The organism is Siminovitchia terrae (genome assembly GCF_003605405.2).
GTDB classification, from domain to species: domain Bacteria; phylum Bacillota; class Bacilli; order Bacillales; family Bacillaceae_C; genus Siminovitchia; species Siminovitchia terrae.
Genome location: NZ_QYTW02000025.1, coordinates 25,915 through 44,440, shown reverse-complemented (window position 1 = coordinate 44,440; position 18,526 = coordinate 25,915). Strand labels below are relative to the sequence as shown.

General features: G+C 40.0%; 19 protein-coding genes and 1 pseudogene. 11 read left to right on the top strand and 9 right to left on the bottom strand.

The genetic code is table 11. From position 1 onward, the window contains the following. Positions 1–316: 316 nt before the first annotated feature. Positions 317–892 (bottom strand): beta-class carbonic anhydrase, encoded by a 576-nt coding sequence (locus D5F11_RS19710; protein WP_120117749.1) that lies wholly within the window; start codon positions 890–892, stop codon positions 317–319. A 647-nt stretch (positions 893–1,539) separates the two neighbouring features. Between D5F11_RS19710 and queF the strand changes: the two genes are divergently transcribed. The 3 genes from queF to D5F11_RS19695 all read left to right on the top strand — a co-directional run bounded on the left by queF (position 1,540) and on the right by D5F11_RS19695 (position 4,594). Next, on the top strand, positions 1,540–2,037 hold the full coding sequence (queF, locus tag D5F11_RS19705) for a preQ(1) synthase (protein ID WP_120117750.1): 498 nt from the start codon (positions 1,540–1,542) through the stop codon (positions 2,035–2,037). 458 nt (positions 2,038–2,495) lie between these two features. Continuing rightward, the gene (locus D5F11_RS19700) at positions 2,496–3,026 is read left to right on the top strand and encodes an NfeD family protein (RefSeq protein WP_120117751.1); all 531 of its coding nucleotides are present in this window, start codon (positions 2,496–2,498) and stop codon (positions 3,024–3,026) included. A 17-nt stretch (positions 3,027–3,043) separates the two neighbouring features. Next, a complete protein-coding gene (locus D5F11_RS19695; protein WP_120117752.1) occupies positions 3,044–4,594 on the top strand; it encodes a flotillin lipid rafts scaffold protein FloT in 1,551 nt (516 codons plus the stop codon). A 713-nt stretch (positions 4,595–5,307) separates the two neighbouring features. On the opposite strand, the gene mreBH is transcribed toward D5F11_RS19695, so the two are convergent. Beyond that, entirely contained in the window at positions 5,308–6,315 is a 1,008-nt protein-coding gene (gene mreBH, locus D5F11_RS19690; RefSeq protein ID WP_120117753.1) for a rod-share determining protein MreBH, read from the bottom strand. A 233-nt stretch (positions 6,316–6,548) separates the two neighbouring features. Next, positions 6,549–7,064: an acyl-CoA thioesterase gene (locus D5F11_RS19685; RefSeq protein WP_120117754.1), complete on the bottom strand. Its 516-nt coding sequence runs from the start codon at positions 7,062–7,064 to the stop codon at positions 6,549–6,551. A 182-nt stretch (positions 7,065–7,246) separates the two neighbouring features. Between D5F11_RS19685 and D5F11_RS19680 the strand changes: the two genes are divergently transcribed. After that, complete coding sequence (locus tag D5F11_RS19680) at positions 7,247–7,492, top strand: hypothetical protein (RefSeq protein WP_120117755.1); 246 nt, start codon at positions 7,247–7,249, stop codon at positions 7,490–7,492. A gap of 57 nt (positions 7,493–7,549) precedes the next feature. Here D5F11_RS19680 and D5F11_RS19675 read toward each other — a convergent pair whose 3' ends face one another. Next, positions 7,550–8,782 (bottom strand): aminopeptidase, encoded by a 1,233-nt coding sequence (locus tag D5F11_RS19675; protein WP_120117756.1) that lies wholly within the window; start codon positions 8,780–8,782, stop codon positions 7,550–7,552. A gap of 69 nt (positions 8,783–8,851) precedes the next feature. Continuing rightward, positions 8,852–9,292 (bottom strand): Rrf2 family transcriptional regulator, encoded by a 441-nt coding sequence (locus tag D5F11_RS19670; RefSeq protein WP_120117757.1) that lies wholly within the window; start codon positions 9,290–9,292, stop codon positions 8,852–8,854. Positions 9,293–9,524: 232 nt separating this feature from the next. Here D5F11_RS19670 and hmpA point away from each other — a divergent pair, with 232 nt between their 5' ends. Continuing rightward, positions 9,525–10,745 (top strand): NO-inducible flavohemoprotein, encoded by a 1,221-nt coding sequence (gene hmpA / locus D5F11_RS19665; RefSeq protein WP_120117758.1) that lies wholly within the window; start codon positions 9,525–9,527, stop codon positions 10,743–10,745. 81 nt (positions 10,746–10,826) lie between these two features. Here hmpA and D5F11_RS19660 read toward each other — a convergent pair whose 3' ends face one another. Continuing rightward, positions 10,827–11,780: a metal ABC transporter solute-binding protein, Zn/Mn family gene (locus D5F11_RS19660; RefSeq protein WP_120117759.1), complete on the bottom strand. Its 954-nt coding sequence runs from the start codon at positions 11,778–11,780 to the stop codon at positions 10,827–10,829. A 314-nt stretch (positions 11,781–12,094) separates the two neighbouring features. Here D5F11_RS19660 and D5F11_RS28210 point away from each other — a divergent pair. Next, positions 12,095–12,376, top strand: a pseudogene (locus D5F11_RS28210) (N-acetylmuramoyl-L-alanine amidase); the annotation flags it as partial. A gap of 836 nt (positions 12,377–13,212) precedes the next feature. Here the strand turns inward: D5F11_RS28210 and D5F11_RS19650 are convergent. Genes D5F11_RS19650 through D5F11_RS19640 form a run of 3 tightly spaced genes read right to left on the bottom strand, consistent with a single transcriptional unit; the run spans position 13,213 to position 14,849 of the window. Next, on the bottom strand, positions 13,213–13,830 hold the full coding sequence (locus tag D5F11_RS19650) for an FMN-binding negative transcriptional regulator (RefSeq protein WP_120117761.1): 618 nt from the start codon (positions 13,828–13,830) through the stop codon (positions 13,213–13,215). A gap of 22 nt (positions 13,831–13,852) precedes the next feature. Beyond that, the gene (gene paiA / locus D5F11_RS19645; protein ID WP_120117762.1) at positions 13,853–14,371 is read right to left on the bottom strand and encodes a spermidine/spermine N(1)-acetyltransferase; all 519 of its coding nucleotides are present in this window, start codon (positions 14,369–14,371) and stop codon (positions 13,853–13,855) included. Between the two features lie 25 nt (positions 14,372–14,396). Further along, the gene (locus D5F11_RS19640; RefSeq protein ID WP_120117763.1) at positions 14,397–14,849 is read right to left on the bottom strand and encodes a MarR family winged helix-turn-helix transcriptional regulator; all 453 of its coding nucleotides are present in this window, start codon (positions 14,847–14,849) and stop codon (positions 14,397–14,399) included. Between the two features lie 112 nt (positions 14,850–14,961). Here D5F11_RS19640 and D5F11_RS19635 point away from each other — a divergent pair, with 112 nt between their 5' ends. The 5 genes from D5F11_RS19635 (at position 14,962) to motB (ending at position 18,364) form a co-directional block, all read left to right on the top strand. Next, entirely contained in the window at positions 14,962–15,606 is a 645-nt protein-coding gene (locus D5F11_RS19635) for a YczE/YyaS/YitT family protein (RefSeq protein ID WP_120117764.1), read from the top strand. Positions 15,607–16,052: 446 nt separating this feature from the next. Beyond that, positions 16,053–16,262: a hypothetical protein gene (locus D5F11_RS19630; protein ID WP_126646635.1), complete on the top strand. Its 210-nt coding sequence runs from the start codon at positions 16,053–16,055 to the stop codon at positions 16,260–16,262. A gap of 36 nt (positions 16,263–16,298) precedes the next feature. Continuing rightward, positions 16,299–16,676 carry a DnaJ family domain-containing protein gene (locus tag D5F11_RS19625; protein WP_120117765.1) on the top strand — a complete coding sequence of 126 codons (378 nt, stop codon included), beginning with the start codon at positions 16,299–16,301 and terminating at the stop codon, positions 16,674–16,676. A 133-nt stretch (positions 16,677–16,809) separates the two neighbouring features. Beyond that, complete coding sequence (gene motA, locus D5F11_RS19620) at positions 16,810–17,610, top strand: flagellar motor stator protein MotA (protein WP_120117766.1); 801 nt, start codon at positions 16,810–16,812, stop codon at positions 17,608–17,610. Further along, positions 17,597–18,364 carry a flagellar motor protein MotB gene (motB, locus tag D5F11_RS19615; protein WP_120117767.1) on the top strand — a complete coding sequence of 256 codons (768 nt, stop codon included), beginning with the start codon at positions 17,597–17,599 and terminating at the stop codon, positions 18,362–18,364. Before motA ends, motB begins: the two co-directional genes overlap by 14 nt. The last annotated feature ends 162 nt before the right edge of the window (positions 18,365–18,526 follow it).

Sequence of the window (18,526 nt, the reverse complement as noted above, 5' to 3'; positions counted from 1 at the left end):
TGTCCGGGATCGTTCCAACTCACGTATAAACGTTCCAACTCACGTATAAACGTTCCAACTCACGTATAAACGTTCCAACTCACGTATAAACGTTCCAACTCACGTATAAACGTTCCAACTCACGTATAAACGTTCCAACTCACGTATAAACGTTCCAACTCACGTATAAACGTTCCAACTCACGTATAAACGTTCCAACTCACGTATAAACGTTCCAACTCACGTATAAACGTTCCAACTCACGTATAAACGTTCCAACTCACGTATAAACGTTCCAACTCACGTATAAACGTTCCACAAAAACGATTATCAATTTTTACTTCGCAGGTTGCGTTTCATAGCCATTTACGACAAGGTCAAGTTTTCCAGTTCTCGGATCGATAACCAGGCCATGAACTGGAACCTGATCTGCCATAAGCGGATGGTTACGGATCATGTTGACGCTGTGCTCGACACTTTCTTCGACGCTGTCGAAGCCGGTCAGCCATTCATCCAAATCAATTCCAGAATTTTTAATGATATCCAAGGTTTCTTTGGTGATTCCGCGTTCCTGCATTTTTTCAAGGACTTGTCCGCTTTCGATTGCACTCATCCCGCAATCGTGATGTCCGATAACATACACTTCATCAGCCTTCAATTCATATACGGCAATCAGCAGACTGCGCATGATACTTCCGAACGGATGTGTAAGAATGGCTCCGGCATTTTTAACCACTTTGACATCGCCGTTTTTCATATTCATTGCTTTATGTAGAAGCTCAACCAAACGGGTATCCATGCAAGTGAGAATGACAAGCTTCTTGTCGGGAAATTTTGTTGTTGCATAAGCTTCATACATTTTTTCGTCAATGAACGTTTTATTATAATCAAGGATTTCTTTTAACAAGGACATTGTCAGATTCCTCCTTTTTCATCTGCCTGTCGGGAAATATAGCATAGGTGTATTTTAGCCAACGAATTCCTCCACAGCAACTTTTTTTAAGGGACAAAAAGCGTAAAATTTAATGACCAAGATGATTATGCCCCTGCCTATTCAAGGAGCGTACGTTTCCTTCGGTGCAAAGCTACATGATGTGATTAAAGTCAGCTGCCTCATAAAAAATCACCTTGCACTTTTTTATTTTATCGAAGATCGTGTAGAAAAAACAGCTAGACGCACATCAATTTGTTCGTGCCCTCTTTCCCAGCGACTGCAACCAAGTTATCTATAGATAAACAATGAAAATAATCGCAGTAATTAAAGCACACATGAAGGGGTATTTTATTGAAAAATCTGATGGTGTGTAATACATACTCATCCGGTGAATAATGTCTTTCTTATAGCCTTCGAAAGCAATAGTTGACGCATGTTCCTGTCCTCAAGTATGATTGTTGGTGGAAATAATTATAAATACCCGGAAGGGGAGAGGTTCATAGCGTTTAACCCTCTATAAAAAACTATGGCTTATATGAGACTGCCATATCCGCGCGATATGGCTTTTTTTATGCCAGGCGTTTTGAACCTCCCCACAACCAGGTGAAATTTGGGAGGTTTTTTTAATGACTGGAAGAAATGAAGATACACTGAAGGATTTATCGCTGTTAGGGAACCAGAATACGGAATATTTATTCGAATATTCGCCCGGAGTTTTGGAATCTATCGATAATTTGCATTCGGACAGGGATTATTTTATCAAATTCAACTGTCCAGAATTTACGTCCCTTTGTCCACAGACAAAACAACCGGACTTTGCGACGATCTACATCAGCTATATTCCTGACAAAAAAATCGTTGAAAGCAAGTCGCTTAAGCTCTACCTGTTCAGCTTTCGCAACCACGGCGATTTTCACGAAGACTGTGTCAATAAGATTATGAATGATTTGATTAAGCTTCTTTATCCCAGGTATATCGAGGTTTGGGGCAAATTTACACCAAGAGGTGGTTTGTCCATTGATCCATACTCCAATTACGGTAAGCCGGGAACGAAATATGAACAGATGGCGGAATATCGTATGATGAATCACGATCTCTATCCGGAAAAAGTGGATAACCGGTAGGGGAGTTACGTATGCTTCTATATTTAACTTCATTCAGCAGAAGTCTCCCATGTGTAAGTGGTGAGATGAATGAATATTGGCATTCCATTCAGTGGGGGTTCAAACCCTGGCTGAATTAAGTTAAAAACTCCGGTGGATGCCACAGATTTTCAGAGGAAATTTATTGAGCGAAGTTCGATAAAATCTGGGCACAAATACGCCGAGGCGCATTTGATCTCAGTATTCCTTTAAGTTCATCGTAGCTATTTTGGACACGCCTCTCGTTTTTCTTCTTGTAAAAATAGGGAGAAGAAAAGTGATCAAACAGTCAATTTCAGAAGATGTTTCAGCATAATTTTTTACAAAAATATGAAACTTAATGCATATTCAAACGTATAATTACCATCGCGATATAAAAAGAGAAAAGGCGGGATAGCTGATAGTGATTACTTAATTATTATGAAAAAGGGTGGATGGCCATGACTCTGTTTGGTATGCCAATTGAAACCATTTATTTGATCTTGTTGATCGTCTCTGGCAGTTTAACGATTCTATACCTGTTCTTTGGGGATGTCCTTGAGGGACTGGGGGAAGCGACCGCGTTTCTAAGTCCGATTCTTATATTGGCCTTTATTACTTTTTTCTCTGCGGGCGGATATATTCTTGAACTGCTCACTTCCCTGAATAGTTTTCTCATCATGGGAATTGCCGCAATTACGGCGTTCCTGCTGGATATCATTCTCAATGTCTTTGTACTTGTTCCCATGTCTTCAGCGGAGCAGTCATTGAGCTATACGGAGAAATCTCTCGAAGGAAGAATTGGAAAGGTCATCATCTCCATTCCCGAAAAAGGTTTCGGGGAAGTGGTGATTGAAAGCTACAGTGGAATGATTTCCAAGCCGGCAGCCAGTTTTGAAGATATGGAGATTCCAGAAGGATCTGAAGTGCTGGTGATCGAAGTGAAAGATGGGGTACTGCATGTAATGCCATACAAAAAGAATTTTACTTGACGAGGAGGAATCGGTTGATGCCTATTGGTGTAGCCATTGTTTTAATAGTTGTTGCTTTTATTCTCATTGCTTTAATCGCTGTATTTATTACTAAATACCGTACGGCTGGGCCTGACGAAGCGTTGATCGTGACGGGGAGTTACCTCGGCGGAAAAAACGTCCATGTAGATGAGTCCGGCAATAAAATTAAAATCATCCGGGGCGGGGGTGCCTTCGTACTTCCGGTTTTTCAGCAGGCACAGCCTCTCAGTTTACTGTCGAGCAAGCTTGAAGTAACTACACCTGAAGTATATACGGAACAAGGTGTTCCAGTGATGGCGGACGGAACAGCCATTATTAAAATTGGCGGCTCCATCGGGGAAATTGCTACGGCTGCGGAACAGTTTTTGGGCAAAACAAAAGATGAAAGAGAAAACGAAGCGAAGGAAGTGTTGGAAGGACATCTTCGTTCCATTCTTGGTTCCATGACGGTCGAAGAAATTTATAAAAACCGGGATAAGTTTTCTCAAGAGGTACAGCGTGTTGCTTCACAGGACTTAGCTAAAATGGGACTTATTATTGTTTCATTTACTATCAAGGAAGTCCGCGATAAAAACGGTTATTTGGATTCACTTGGTAAGCCGCGAATCGCACAGGTTAAGCGCGATGCGGATATTGCGACGGCAGATGCTGAAAAAGAAACCCGTATAAAACGGGCGGAAGCTGCCAAAGAAGCGAAAAAGGCGGAGCTTGAACGGGCAACGGAAATTGCTGAGGCAGAGAAAGTGAATCAATTGAAGATGGCGGAATACCGACGCGAGCAAGATATTGCGCGGGCGAACGCGGACCAAGCTTATGACCTTGAAACCGCTCGTGCGAAACAGGAAGTAACCGAGCACGAGATGCAAATTAAAATTATTGAGCGTCAAAAGCAGATTGAATTGGAAGAAAAAGAGATTCTCCGTCGTGAGCGTCAGTATGATTCAGAAGTGAAAAAGAAAGCCGATGCAGACCGCTATTCTGTTGAGCAAGCGGCAAGTGCGGAAAAAGCGAAACAGATGGCCGAAGCGGATGCACATCAGTACCGTGTGGAAGCGACTGCGAAAGCGGAAGCAGAACGAATTCGCCTGGATGGTGTGGCGAAAGCCGATGCAGAACGTGCACAAGGGGAGACCGAAGCGGAAGTTATTCGCCTAAAAGGGGTTGCCGAGGCCGAAGCCAAACGCAAAGTGGCGGAAGCGTTCGAGCAATTCGGCCAGGCAGCTGTGTTGGATATGGTTTTGAAGATGCTTCCTGAATACGCGAAGCAAGTGGCCGCACCTCTTGGAAACATCGATAAAATTACCGTTGTTGACACTGGGGGTCATGGAGAAGGTGGAGCCAATAAGGTAACCGGCTATGCGACGAACTTGATGGCAACCATGCAGGAATCTTTGAAAGCTTCTTCGGGAATTGATGTAAAAGAGCTTTTAGAGAATCTATCCGGAAAAGGAAATGTGCGTGGAAGCATCGATGCATTGACCGAGGAAGTTCGGGCTTCCAAAGGGCAAGAAGATGATGTAGTAGAAGACGAGACCACATTGAAATAAGAAAAGCGGAAGGCCCGTTTAGCAACGTACAAACTGCGCCAACAGGATGTTGGTGCGTCGACGTTGCCACAGGAAGTGGCGATTTTGGTCGACGATCCTTCAATTGAGATAAAGGAAAACGAAGTGCGAGAGTGCCCGCTTATCGGCGACCAAGCATAAGACGAGTGCTGAAGAAGGCGTAGTTTGCCTTCTTCAGCGATTGGCTTATGACCTCGAGCCGATGGCACTCACAGCCAGACAACACGGCGAAGAATGCAGGCTGAAATCGCGACGTCCTGCCGCTTAGCTTGCACTTGTACGTCCTGTACATCGGAGCTAGACATGGAAATCTGATTTTTGAAATGAAAACGATAAAAATTTTATACTTTCTTTACTCTTAAAAAAGAATGCTGTCCAGAAAGTCATCAGTAAAGAGATTTTCTGGGCAGCTTTTTATATTGATAGCAGTGACTTTAAACATAAGTTACCGAAGCAGCAGCTTTATCAGTGACCGTATTTGCGGTGAATCACGAAAAGTGGTCACTAATGGTTGAGCAAGTTTCCCGTATTACGGAACAACTCGAAACTCGGAACTAATGGTAGTGAAAGAATCCCGAATTTGCGATAAATCACGAAAAGCGGTAACTAATACTCACGCAAGCTTCCCGTTTTTACGATAATCCCCAAAAAACGGTAACCGCTCCAACTACAAGTAAAAGAACCGTGCTCCTAGATTATTTGCCAACCGTCTGAAGCTTATTGATGAATTTGAGAGCTCGTCCTGTTCCTATAGCCACAGATTCCAATGGGTTTGGTGCAATATGGACAGGAACGATGATTTCATCACTTAGCCATTCCTGCATACCATTCAACAGGGCACCGCCCCCTGATAAAACAACCCCATGGTCAACGATATCTCCACTCAATTCAGCCGGACAGTTCTCTAATGTGGCTCGGATTGCTTCCAAAATGTGAAGCAAAGATTCCTTCAATGATTCCTGAATTTCATAGGAACTTAACGTGATCGTTTTTGGAAGTCCCGTTACAAGGTCCCGTCCACGAACATCCATTTTTTTCTCATGGTGCTCAACCAGCGCATAACCGATTTCAATCTTAATATTCTCGGCTGTCCGTTCACCGATTAATAGATTATAGCCTTTTCTGACATGTTGAATGATATTTTCATTGAGCAAGTCACCGCCGATACGGACGGTATTACAATTGACAACACCGCCATAAGAAATGATGGCTACTTCTGTTGTTCCTCCACCAATATCCACAACCACATTTGCAACAGGCTCTTCAACCGGAAGATCAGCTCCGATTGCCGCAGCAACAGGTTCTTCTATCAAGTGGACATTCTTTGCGCCACAAGATTTGACTGCATCATGGATGGCACGCCTTTCAACTGAGGTGGCGCCAGAAGGAGTGCAGACAACTACGTCCGGTTTACGAATGGCAAGCCCCAGCGTTTTTCCTGCTTTTCTCATGACGTGTTTCAGCATTTGGCTGGTGATGTCAAAATCAGCAATAACTCCGTCTTGGAGCGGGCGAACGGCTGTAATATTCGCAGGTGTTTTGCCAATCATCTCTTTAGCTTCCGCTCCGAACGCGATCACTTGTTTTGTATCTGTATTAACCGCTACAACGGATGGTTCATTCAAAATAATCCCTTTATTTTTTGTATAAACTAGAACATTAGCTGTTCCTAGATCAATCCCAATTTCAGTACTTGAAAACATATGGTCCACCTTGCCTTTACTTGTAATATCCTATAGTAAGTATAATAAATTTATAGGGATATTTCTTATGTATTTGGCAAGTGGAAGAAATTGTTACAGTTAAAAGAGAGCAAAAACTGCCATAAGCCTTGATACATCTCCAATTTTATTTGTCTCATGATAGTGGCTGTTATACAAACTTAAACTTCCTGTAAAATTATCGCAGAATTGTAATCATCCAATATATTCCTGGTTCAGAGACTTAGATTTGAAAAAAAATCAGCTAAATCCCTGCTCTCTTTTTTTCTTTTTTGACGATGAGCCGCCCTAGATTTGGCTGTTTTATTTAGCCAGTGCTCCTCCTCCGATTCGGGTATAGCTTTTGGCACAGGACTTGGCCGTCCGTTTTCATCCAAAGCAACAAATGTAAGGAATGAAAAGGCGGCAATGGATTTCTCGCCAGTAATCAAGTGCTCAGACAAGACTTTTACAAATACTTCCATTGATGTCGTTCCGCTCCATGTTACGATTGCCTCCATTGTAACGGCATCGCCAATCCGGATCGGTTTGAAAAAGTCTACGGAATCCGTAGATACCGTGACAACAGGCTTTCGTGCGAATCTAGCAGCGGCTATCGATGCTACATCATCAACATCGGACATTAGCTTCCCGCCAAATAAATTGCCATGATGATTCGTATCTGGAGGGGAGACATGGCTCGTTTTTATAGTCAGTGAATCTTTCATTTTCTTGCTTTGTCGTTGTTCCATTTCTTTCACCTCATAGATGTTAAACTGTTACCCATTATACCCAATAGAAAAAAATAACTTAAGTTTCGTGTTTACTAACTCTATTTAAGGGTATAGGTAAATGTGCTTCTCCATTCATTTTGTCTTTGGCGTCTCTGGCCGCCTGTGTATTGGAATATTTTAAAAAAAGGGGAGATGTCGCAATGGATAAGCTGCCAAAAAGGGTGTTGTACAATCCGAACGGTTCTTTTGTGATGAAGCAGTGGGACGATTCGGTGATCGTCAAAAGGAAGCAGGAATCAGCCATTGGACTAAAAAACGTAGTTGGGATGAATAGTATTCAAAGCAGTCCCAACGATATTCCATTAATGGACGAGCCTGAAGTATATGAAGACCATTATTTAGAAGAATCGGGAAGCAATTGGGTAACAGAACTTGACTATTATTAAACAAAAGAGGTTTGGCACAAATGCCAAACCTCTAATTTTTTTATATGATTTAAGGAATTAAAACGCCCAATCCCCATTTCGGAAAACTGGCTCACTTTCTCCGGACTCCAGAATTCCGTCAATATCCATCTGTTCTGAACCGATCATGAAGTCAACGTGGGTGATGCTTGTATTCAATCCGTTCTTTTCCAATTCATCCTGACTCATGTTTTTGCCACCTTCGAGACAGAAGGCATAGGCGCTTCCAATTGCAATATGGTTGGATGCATTTTCGTCAAACAGGGTGTTATAAAATAATATGTTTGACTGAGAGATAGGAGAGTTGAAAGGAACGAGCGCTATTTCCCCCAAGTAGTGCGAGCCCTCGTCAGTATCGACCAAGCCCTTTAGAATCTCTTCGCCTTCTTCGGCCTTTATGTCCACAATCCTGCCTTTTTCGAAAGTCAGCGTAAATCCGTCGATAATGTTGCCGCCGTAGCTAAGCGGCTTTGTATTTGAAACTGTACCGTCCACTCCGTATTTATACGGCACTGTAAAAACTTCTTCGGTTGGCATGTTGGCCATGAATTCATCGCCTTTTTCGTTGACACTACCAGCCCCGACCCAAAGATGGCCTTTCGGAAGTTCGATTGTCAAGTCAGTGCCAGGCGCTTTATAATGAAGTTTTTTATAACGCCGTTCATTTAAGTAATCAACTTTTTCATGTAAATTGCGGTCATGGTCTTTCCAAGCCTGAATCGGGTTGTCGAGGTCAGCTCTTGTCGCTTTAAAGATGGCCTCCCATAGCTTGTTGACCCGTTCTTCAGAAGGAGCATCTGGAAAGACCTTCTTCGCCCAATCTTCGGAAGGGGCTGCAATGACAGTCCAACTGATTTTATCCGATTGAATGTACTGGCGATATTTATTCATCGCTTTTCCTGCTGCTTTCTGGAAGTTGGCAATCCTATTTGGATCGACTCCCTTCAATAAATCAGGGCCAGAAGAGACGACAGACATGAAAGCTGCACCTTTTTCCGCCAGCTCCTCCATTTCATTGGCGCGCCACTGTGGATATTCATGAAAAGCTTCGTCAGGTGCCATATCATATTTCAAGCGTGTCACGATATCGTCATTCCAATTGACAATCACGTTTTGTGCTCCTTCTTCATATGCTTTTCTCACTACAAGTCGAATAAATTCCGCATTGTCAATAGTTGCATTCACCACTAGAGTCTGTTCTTTTTGAACATTGACGCCAACCTTTACAGCGAGCTCTGCATACTTTTCAAGTGTTTCCAGAAAATCATCCATATACATTCTCCTTTGCAAAAAAGTAGTTTGCTTTATTTTAACAGCATAGGAAGGTAAATCCAACGTTTCTTATTCCTCCATTCCAAGCAGAGAGCGATAGTCAAATGGAGATTTGATGATGTCTGCAAGTGTATATTCATCCAAGACTGCCAGATACGCGAATAGAGCGCGGTTAAGGACATGCTTTAAGCCACATACGGGGGAGATGGCGCAATGTGCGGAACCTTCGCTGAAGCATTCCACTATATTGAAATCATCCTCTGTTTTTCGCACAATTTCTCCGATATTGATTTCATCAGGAGAAAGGGCTAGCTTGATTCCGCCACCGCGCCCGCGGACCGTATGGAGGACGCCCATTTTTCCAAGTTCGTGAATAACTTTTGTCAGATGGTTTCTTGAAATACTGTAAGCCTCGGCAATTTCTGTAATATTTGCCAATTCTCCAGGCCTTTTTAAGGCAAGGTATATTAAAACACGCAATGAATAATCAGTGTAGTTTGTCAATCTCATTTTCCATCACCACCAATTATCATATCATTTTAAGGTCACAAAGGGCAGTACAGCGCTCTATAAAGGGGTATGTTTTTAAAACATGGATTTGAAATGCATCTTTTGTGAACAAACTACGTCGAGTTTTTGACAGCTTTTTTACACGTGTTCAAAGGGGATTGTGACCCTCATTCGAATCCTTTATAGTGAAATTAAAGATATATTTAAAATACATCTTTAAAGGAGAATGAAAATGGCTCTTTCACAAGAAACGATCAATGTTATTAAGTCCACCGTCCCAGTATTGGAAGTTCATGGTGTAACGATTACTTCTACTTTTTACAAAAATATGTTTGACACTCATCCTGAACTGCTGAACATTTTCAACCATGCGAATCAATCACAAGGACGCCAGCAAACAGCGCTTGCCAATATGGTATTGGCAGCAGCAAAAAATATTGACCAGTTGGAGAGTGTTCTTCCTGCTGTCATACAAGTAGCCCATAAACACCGCGGTCTTGGAGTCAAAGCGGAACACTATCCGATTGTAGGGAAGCATCTGCTGGAAGCCATTAAAGAAGTTCTTGGGGATGCAGCCACAGACGAAATTATCAACGCATGGGCAGAAGCATATGGTGTAATTGCACAAGTATTCATTGACATTGAAGCGAACATGTATAATTTAGCAAAAGATCAGGTCGGAGGCTGGGAAGAGTTTAAAGAATTGGAAGTCGTTGATAAAGTAAAAGAGAGTGATGTTATCACTTCCTTCTACTTCAAAGCGAAGGATGGTCAGCCGTTACCAGTTTATGAACCTGGCCAATATATTACAGTAAAAGTTAATATTCCCGGTGAAAAGTACGCCCTGAATCGCCAATACAGCCTTTCTTGTGCACCAGGCAATAAATATTATAGGATCTCCGTGAAAAGGGAAACGGATTTCCAGCCTAATGGAAAAGTTTCTAATTATCTACATGATCATTTAAATGTGGGGGATACAATCGAAGTGAGTGCTCCAGCTGGTGACTTCACATTGAATATGGATGAAACTGCACCAGTAGCTTTTATCAGCGGTGGAGTGGGACTTACACCGTTGATGAGTATGCTTGAAGCTTTGGTTAAAAATGACTCTGATCGCAAGGTAACATTTATTCACTCTGCAAGACATGAGGGAGTACATGCGTTCAATAAAGAAGCGTGCGAACTGGCTGGAAAGCTTCAGCATGGAAGCTGTCATTACGGCTACCAAGATCCAGTCAACAAAGATGGCGAGCATGATTTCTCAGGCTATATTACGAAAGAGTTTTTGGCAGATAAGATTTCCAAAGATACAATCTGCTACGTATGCGGTCCGGTGTCATTCTTGAAAAATGTTATAAGGATGTTGTCTGATTTGGGAGTACCCGAAGAGAATATACGCTATGAATTTTTTGGACCTGCAATCGCTTTGGAAAAGGTGGAAACAGCTATCTAATAAATGGATTCGATAGTTTCAGTATGAATCAAACGAAAAAGCTGGGCGGCTCTTCAGAATGGAGTGCTGCCCAGCTTTCTATTATTTTGATAATGCTTTTTTCAGTGTTTCAATATTCTTATCCATGATACTGAAATAGTCTTCTTTGTTTTCTTTATCTTTTTCGACAATATATTCAAGGTTGTGCAGAGTGAGCGTTTTTGTCCCTGTTTCTTTTTGAATAGTATCCACCACTTTTGTAGCTGGGTTTTGATTATAGATAATATATTTGATATGATGCTTTTTTGCTGTTTCTATAATGTCTTGCAGCTGCTTTTGAGAAGGCTCGTTTTCAGAGCTGATTCCGGTGATGCTGATCTGTTTCAAGCCGTAACGGTGTTCCCAATAACCATAGGCTGCGTGGGAAACCAACAGTTCTTTCCGATCCGCTGATTCAATTACTGTACTTAAATCCGCGTCAAGCTGTTCCAGCTTCTCTTTTAGTTCTTGATAATTTATTTCAAACTCATCTTTGGCAGAGGGCATTTTCTCACTCAATGCAACCTTGATATTTTCTGCCATCATCATGGCGTTTTCCGGATCGATCCAAATATGGGGATCTTTATCATGATGGTGCCCATCATCTTTGTGATCATCTTCACTATGCTCATGTTCTTCTGCATTGCTCAACAGTTTGACGCCTTTGGAAGCTTCAACCTTCACCACTTTTTCGTTTTTGAGCGAATTCTCCATTTTTCCGATAAAAGCTTCAAGACCTGCCCCGTTATAGATCAACAAGTCCGAATCGGCAATGTCCATCATAGTCTTCATTGTGGGTTCATAAGTGTGAGCATCTGCTCCAGCGGGATAGACACTCTTTACCTCTACATGGCTTCCCCCGATTTTTTTTGTGAAATCTTCAATAGGGTAGATGGTGGTGTAGACGGATAATGTACTTTTATTCTTTTTGTTAACTTGACCTGATTTTTTGCCGCACCCGGTCAAAATTAAGGCGGTAATCAAAAATAAGGCGATAAAATAATGTTTGGTCCTCATCCCTTCAATCCTTTCTATGCAGTTTTCATATGAAATTTTTTATAAATCGTAATCATTACGATTTGAATTATAATATAAAAAAATGTGGAGAGCAAGGGGAATTTAAAGGGAAACTATGAAATCAGCTACTCTTGTATATGAACAAGTCTGCCAGCTCATTTTGTAAATAATGATGATGATCTATGCGGAAATACATTATGCCTGATAAATATAAGAACACAGATCGGATGAAAAGTCCCTCGGTGTATCAAGGGTTTGGCTACTTTAAATTATTTAGTCCTAACTTTAGCCCCAACTGTATTGGCGCTGTTTATAGTTTTTCCAATCGGGCAAAATTGGCAGCACAATATGGGATTCATAATTACAAAGGAACAGCAAAGCAGAACCTTGATTTGCTGAATAAATTGAGAGCCGGCAAGTCTGTTACAGCTGAACAGCCCGCAACCAAAAAGGCAATCAAAAGACAAAATCAGTAGTCGATTATCTCAAATCATTCATTTGCTAATCGGAAAAAGTTGGCGGCCACACATGGTATCAAAAATTAAACCGGTACCGCTACACAAAAAATGAAGTTGCTTAAAGAGTTGCGAGGATAATAAAATACATATGATAATAAGGAATTTGTCCCCCTATTTTTCAAGAGCCCTTCTCATTGTAGGAGGGGTTTTTTTATTTCTATGAAAAAAATCCTCATTTCTATCAGACTGTCTGTCCAATCAAATTCGACATTTTTCAATATATTAATATTGAAGCCGGCTTTATTAGATGTAAAGGAGGTGGGAAGTATGTGCTTTGAACATGAAAGAGAAAGACGGAGAAGGAGATTCATTTGTGAATGCCGTGAAGAAAGACGTGAGCGTGAAAGAGAACGTAAGCGTGAGTTCGAGTGTAGATGCAGAGAGCGCAGACGTAGACACGAGCATGAAGATTTTGATTGGTAGCTGACTGATGAGAAATCCCTCGAGGTGAAAGTCGGAGGGATTTCTCTTTTAGGGTCCGGTTCTAAATGAGCTTAAGCTTAAAAAAGCTAAAGCCTCCGGCGGATGCCACAGATTTTCAGAGGAAATTTATCGAGCGGAGCTCAATAAAATCTGGGCGCAAATACGCCAAGGCACATTTGATGTAGTAGTAAAAGAATATTTATGTTGGGCTGGGGACTGACTTGGTGATTAAATAAAATATTAACGTATTCTGGCATCGATTGCCTAAGAGAGAGACCTATCCAATTACGGACGGGCACCTTTTTTGGGCTTTGTTTTTCTTGGCATACATATATCAGAGATCTTACTCATGACTGCTTGGGAATCATCTGTAAAAAATATTCCCTCATGGATTTCGTAAAGTGACGAAAAAGTATTTAACCACAATCGCGCTTGATCGTTGAAGATCGTTATTAAAGTAAAGCCCCCGTTCGTTCAATTAGGAATTACTTTTATTTGCATTTTTGTAGATTTTTCTTTATAAGAGATGCTACCTGTATATTATCTTGTTGAGAAGTGTTTTCTAGATGCTTAATAATTAATTCTTGTCGTTCCACAGGGTGATTTTGGCTTAATTTAGCTTTTGCTTCAATTTTTGTGATTTTTATTCTGAACGGTACAATTCCTTTACTCATTCCTTCGATAAAACTAGGTTCAATATCATTTAAATTGTATGGACTATCAGGGCTTTCATATTTATGTACTAAGTCATTTAAAGAATTGAATATTACTTTTCTATCTTCGACAACCTCCATCGTTCCATATAAATGTATAGACACATAATTCCAAGTAGGTACTGCTTTAGTTGTTTCGTACCAAGTAGGTGAAATATAACAGTGGGGACCTTGGAAAATCGCGAGGACTTGTTGGTTTTCAGCATCCTTCCATTGTTCGTTCTGTCGTGCAAAATGTCCATATAAGGCATTTTCATATTTATTTAATGTCAGTGGAAGATGAGTAGCATAAGGTTCTCCTTTATGCTGAGAAAATAAAGTTGCAAAGCCATATTTTTCGATAAAATCAAAAATGATTTCTTCGTCGTCAATTTTAAAATGTTTAGGTATATACATAATAATCCACCTTTCAGAAAACTTATATGAGTGTTTTGATCATGATAAAATCCATTTGTTTTTCACCCCCCATATAAAAAGAGTGAACTCCAGAATGGACAAACCCCATTTTTTTATAAAAAGCAATAGCGTTTTCATTTTTTTCCCATACGCCTAGCCAGATTTTCTTTTTGTTATTTTCCAATGCAATTTCCATGGCTTTATTTAACAGATATTTACCAATCCCATGTTTTTGAAATTTTTTCTTTATATAAATCCTCTCGATTTCAAGTGTTTCGTCACCCATTTCTTCAGATTGTGCCTCATTGGTATTGACCTTTAAATAACCGGCGGCTTCATCATTGAAATATACTAAGAAGAATTGCGAAGATATATTGGATAATTCTTTCTCTAGTTGTTTTAAGTTAAATGCCCTATCCAAATAGGCATTCATATTTTCGGGTGAATTCTGATGCTCAAAAGTCTCTTTAAATGTTTCATAACCAATTTTTTGAAGTTTGCGTGAATCTTCAAGAGTACACTTGTTTATATTTATAGTCATGTAAATATGTCGCTCCTTAGTATAATCAATAATTTCTCTTGTTTCCCTTTTTTACAAATTCCCAGTCTTTATCTATATTTTTTCTTACTCTTTGAAGAAGATTGGAAATGGTTTCTGCTTCTCTTTCGGAAAACCCCTCTAATGCAACCATATTGGAATAATCATTTTCTCTTTTTATAAATGGATAAACATTTTTCCCTTTCTCTGTGGGAAAGAGCTTTTTAATCTTTTTGTTATGTTCATCGTCTTTCTTTTCAATAAAGCCATTCATTTCAAGTTTTTTTATGGCTCGGGCTGCCGTTGTCCGATCTACTTTTATCATCTCAGCCAACTTTTCCTGAATGATTCCAGGGTTTTCACATATTCGGACAATGTACAAATATTGCCCTTTTGTAAGGTCATATTCTTTGAATTCTATATTGCTTATAGAATCCAACGCCCTTGCAATCATTCCAATTTCACGAAGAATTTCTTTCATAATAAACTCCTTAGTTATATTTTTGTTGCAAATGCAACAAAAAGTAGCATATATTAAATTTATCTTGAATTTGTTGTATTTGCAACAAAAAATTAAAAAGAGGTCGAGTAGAGTGAAACATGTTTTTTATGTATTAGGAATTTTTTTATTAACCTTTGGAATTTTTTGTACTATACAATCTGATCTTGGAACTTCACCTTTTGATGCACTTTTGGTAGGACTCTCCATAAATGTGGGGCTTACTGTGGGAAGTTGGGAGATAATAATAGCTTTGATATTGATTTGTTGTAATTCATTTTTAGAAAGAAAAAGACCAGAATTTTTGGGTTTGCTAACAGCATTTATAACGGGAATTGGCATTGATATGTGGCTTTTTTTATTACACAATTGGATCACACCTGAACTATGGTATAGCAAAGCTGCTTGTTTTGGAATTGGCTTAACTGTTATAGGATTAGGAACTGCAATATATTTACATACAAATTTTGCTCCGATCCCAGTTGACCGATTAACATTAATTCTAAAAGAATTAGCTAGAACAAGCATATTTTTTTCGAGAACATGTATTTACCTCATATTCTTGATTATGGCCATACTTTTAAATGGACCAATTGGAGTTGGAACTTTATTAACCGTTTGTTTAGGGGGGATAATTCTTAATTTAATTATGCCATGTACTGAAAAAGTATTGGACCGAATATTAACACCCTCTAATACATCACCAAATTATGATAAAGATAAAAACCATTTAATATAGATTGCTTATTATTTTTCTTGGAACCTAAATCTGCTTCCTCCACAATATGAAACGAACAGGAATGGGAGCAGATCAATGAGACTAAACATATTGCAATGGAGTTTAACCAATTATTAATTTTTACCATTTGGATTGATGGATTTCTTTAAGAGATTAAAGGTGCTGCTCATTATGTAAATCAAACGAATAAGTTGGTCCATTTAATGGATTATAGTCTCCAAGCGCATAGAATAGATTTCGATTCCAACTCCAGTATTAAGTTTGGAGAATAGCCTTTCGCAAAATTAGGAGCTATTAGGAAATAAAAAAAGCCGGGTTTTGTGGTGCCCCCCAAAAGTAGCCCCAAGTACGTGCTTTTTTATATTTGATATCGCAAAAAAGATTGTAAGCGTTAACTTCATTCAGCAGAATTCCCCTACTTCTGTAAGGGGTGAGATGAATGCAAGTTGGTATTCAATTCAGCGGGGGGGGGCAAACCCCGGCCGAATAAAGTTAAAGCCTCCGGCGGATGCCACAGATTTTCAGAGGAAATTTATCGAGCTCCGCTCGATAAAATCTGGGCGCAAATACGCCAAGGAGCATTTGATTATATCAACGTTTTTTTAGATATTATAACGGTTTTTACGTATAAAAAATTTAAGCATGATAAAATATAAGGACACAGATTGGATGAAAATCGGGGAGGGATTATAATGAATAAGTTTTTTCACATTTCAGAGGATAAAATTCGTAAAGCCTACGAACTCGGCGAATTTGACAACCTTCCCGGAAAAGGGAAGCCACTTCCACCTGACAAGTTGGAGGGGATTCCTGATGATTTAAAAATGGGCTATCGACTTCTTCAGAATGCCGGTTTTTCGCCGGAGGAAATGGATGTCAAAAAGGAATTGATGACAATAGAGGATTTAATTCGACATTCTGAGGATGAACTTGAAACTGAGGAATTAAGAAAACAATTAAGCGAAAAATTATTGAAGTATAACAGTATGCTGGCGAAAAAAAAGATCAGAACGAATTCATCTATTTTTAAACGATATGAACATAAAATAGAGAGGAAGTTTTTGGAATAGCAATTTATGAGAGATAAAGGGCAGTATATTTTTCCACGCTTCTTAAAAAAAGAAAACAACATGAAGATACTTAAAACTTAATTGCTTCTGCCGATATTAGAGATAAGACTACTATTAGTATAGGGTGAAGCAAATGGATAAAACATCATTGATTGGGGTAGTTCTCGGTGTCATTGCCGTGGGGGTAGGTATGGTTTTAAAAGGAGTAGATATAACAGCATTGCTGAACCCAGCGGCGATGTTGGTGATTTTTGTGGGAACGGCAGCTAGTGTGACTATCGCATTCCCATCCTCCGAAATTAAGAAGGTTCCCAAACTTTTTGGCATCATTTTCAAAGAGAAGAAGATGCCTACACCAAAGGAATTAATTATCCTTTTTTCAGAAATGGCGCAGTTGGCAAGAAGGGAAGGTTTGCTTGCCCTTGAAGCGGAAATGGAAAAAATCGACGAACCGTTTTTAAAGCAGGGCCTTTTGATGGCGGTTGACGGGCAAAGTGCTGACTACATACGCGAGGTTCTTAACGACGAAATTGATGCAATGGAAGAACGGCATGCTGTTGGAGCGCAGATTTTTACACAAGCAGGTACATACGCACCTACATTGGGAGTTCTTGGAGCTGTAATCGGACTGATTGCTGCTTTGGGGAACATGGATAATACAGATGAGCTTGGATTAGCTATTTCTGCTGCTTTTGTTGCGACGCTTTTTGGAATCTTTTCAGGCTATGTGTTATGGCATCCATTTGCTAATAAATTAAAACGAAAATCTCATGAGGAAGTAAGATTGAAAGAATTGATGGTGGAAGGAATTTTATCTATCCTTGAAGGAGAGGCTCCGAGAATGATAGAGCAGAAGTTAGCTTCTTATCTTCCGAAAGAACAACGTAAAGAATTGCAAGATGAAAGAGAAGTGGCGACAAATGCCCAAGCGTAAACGGAAAAAACGGCATGAGGAGGAGCTGGGAGAATCCTGGCTTCTTCCATATGCGGATTTGATGACATTGCTTCTTGCACTTTTCATCGTACTGTTCGCGGCAAGTTCTGTGGATGCGCAGAAATTCCAACAAATTTCCAAAGTGTTTAGTGGGATTTTTGTCGGGGGAGATGGACCGGTTGAGTTCGAAAAACCGTTGGAAATTGAAGAGCAAATAGATGAAACAGAGGATGATTCTCAAAATGATCCGAAGGAGCAGTTCACAGATGAATTAGCAGATTTGAAAATTCTTGAAGCGCTTAAGAAAAAGGTTGATAATTACATCCAGGAAAAAAAGTATGAAGACAAGTTTTCTACCTCATTGACCTCCGAAGGATTGCTGATCACAATCAACGACAGCGTGCTGTTTCAATCCGGGAGCGCCGAGGTAAGAAAAAACGACAAAAAAACTGCGAAGGAACTTGCAGCATTGTTAGAAATGGAGCTACCGAGAAGTGTGATTATCAGCGGGCATACTGATAATGTCCCAATCAAAAATTCGGAATTCCAGTCTAACTGGGAATTGAGTGTCATGAGGGCAGTCAATTTTATGAAAGTGCTCCTTGAAGACGAAAAATTGGATCCGCGTTTATTTAGTGCAAAAGGTTTTGGCGAATTTCAGCCTATCGCAGATAATAAAACAGCTAAAGGTCGAGAAGCTAACAGGCGGGTGGAAGTGCTGATTGAGCCTTATATACCCGATGAAGAGAAATGAAGCATGCAGCTATATACAAGCTGTGTGCTTTTTTTTGATGGATGGAGTTGAGAACTATTTCTTGGGAAATAAAAAGCTTAAAAATAAACAATGGCCGTCCGCGAACGGAAGACCATCGTTTAACTTCATTCAGCAGAAGTCTCCTACTTCTGTAAGTGGTAA

Bases quoted from the DNA above. Each gene is read 5' to 3' on its own strand.
- D5F11_RS19710 (WP_120117749.1), bottom strand. From the start codon at position 892: ATGTCCTTGTTAAAAGAAATCCTTGATTATAATAAAACGTTCATTGAC.
- queF (WP_120117750.1), top strand. From the start codon at position 1,540: ATGACTGGAAGAAATGAAGATACACTGAAGGATTTATCGCTGTTAGGG.
- D5F11_RS19700 (WP_120117751.1), top strand. From the start codon at position 2,496: ATGACTCTGTTTGGTATGCCAATTGAAACCATTTATTTGATCTTGTTG.
- D5F11_RS19695 (WP_120117752.1), top strand. From the start codon at position 3,044: ATGCCTATTGGTGTAGCCATTGTTTTAATAGTTGTTGCTTTTATTCTC.
- mreBH (WP_120117753.1), bottom strand. From the start codon at position 6,315: ATGTTTTCAAGTACTGAAATTGGGATTGATCTAGGAACAGCTAATGTT.
- D5F11_RS19685 (WP_120117754.1), bottom strand. From the start codon at position 7,064: ATGGAACAACGACAAAGCAAGAAAATGAAAGATTCACTGACTATAAAA.
- D5F11_RS19680 (WP_120117755.1), top strand. From the start codon at position 7,247: ATGGATAAGCTGCCAAAAAGGGTGTTGTACAATCCGAACGGTTCTTTT.
- D5F11_RS19675 (WP_120117756.1), bottom strand. From the start codon at position 8,782: ATGGATGATTTTCTGGAAACACTTGAAAAGTATGCAGAGCTCGCTGTA.
- D5F11_RS19670 (WP_120117757.1), bottom strand. From the start codon at position 9,292: ATGAGATTGACAAACTACACTGATTATTCATTGCGTGTTTTAATATAC.
- hmpA (WP_120117758.1), top strand. From the start codon at position 9,525: ATGGCTCTTTCACAAGAAACGATCAATGTTATTAAGTCCACCGTCCCA.
- D5F11_RS19660 (WP_120117759.1), bottom strand. From the start codon at position 11,780: ATGAGGACCAAACATTATTTTATCGCCTTATTTTTGATTACCGCCTTA.
- D5F11_RS19650 (WP_120117761.1), bottom strand. From the start codon at position 13,830: ATGTATATACCTAAACATTTTAAAATTGACGACGAAGAAATCATTTTT.
- paiA (WP_120117762.1), bottom strand. From the start codon at position 14,371: ATGACTATAAATATAAACAAGTGTACTCTTGAAGATTCACGCAAACTT.
- D5F11_RS19640 (WP_120117763.1), bottom strand. From the start codon at position 14,849: ATGAAAGAAATTCTTCGTGAAATTGGAATGATTGCAAGGGCGTTGGAT.
- D5F11_RS19625 (WP_120117765.1), top strand. From the start codon at position 16,299: ATGAATAAGTTTTTTCACATTTCAGAGGATAAAATTCGTAAAGCCTAC.
- motA (WP_120117766.1), top strand. From the start codon at position 16,810: ATGGATAAAACATCATTGATTGGGGTAGTTCTCGGTGTCATTGCCGTG.
- motB (WP_120117767.1), top strand. From the start codon at position 17,597: ATGCCCAAGCGTAAACGGAAAAAACGGCATGAGGAGGAGCTGGGAGAA.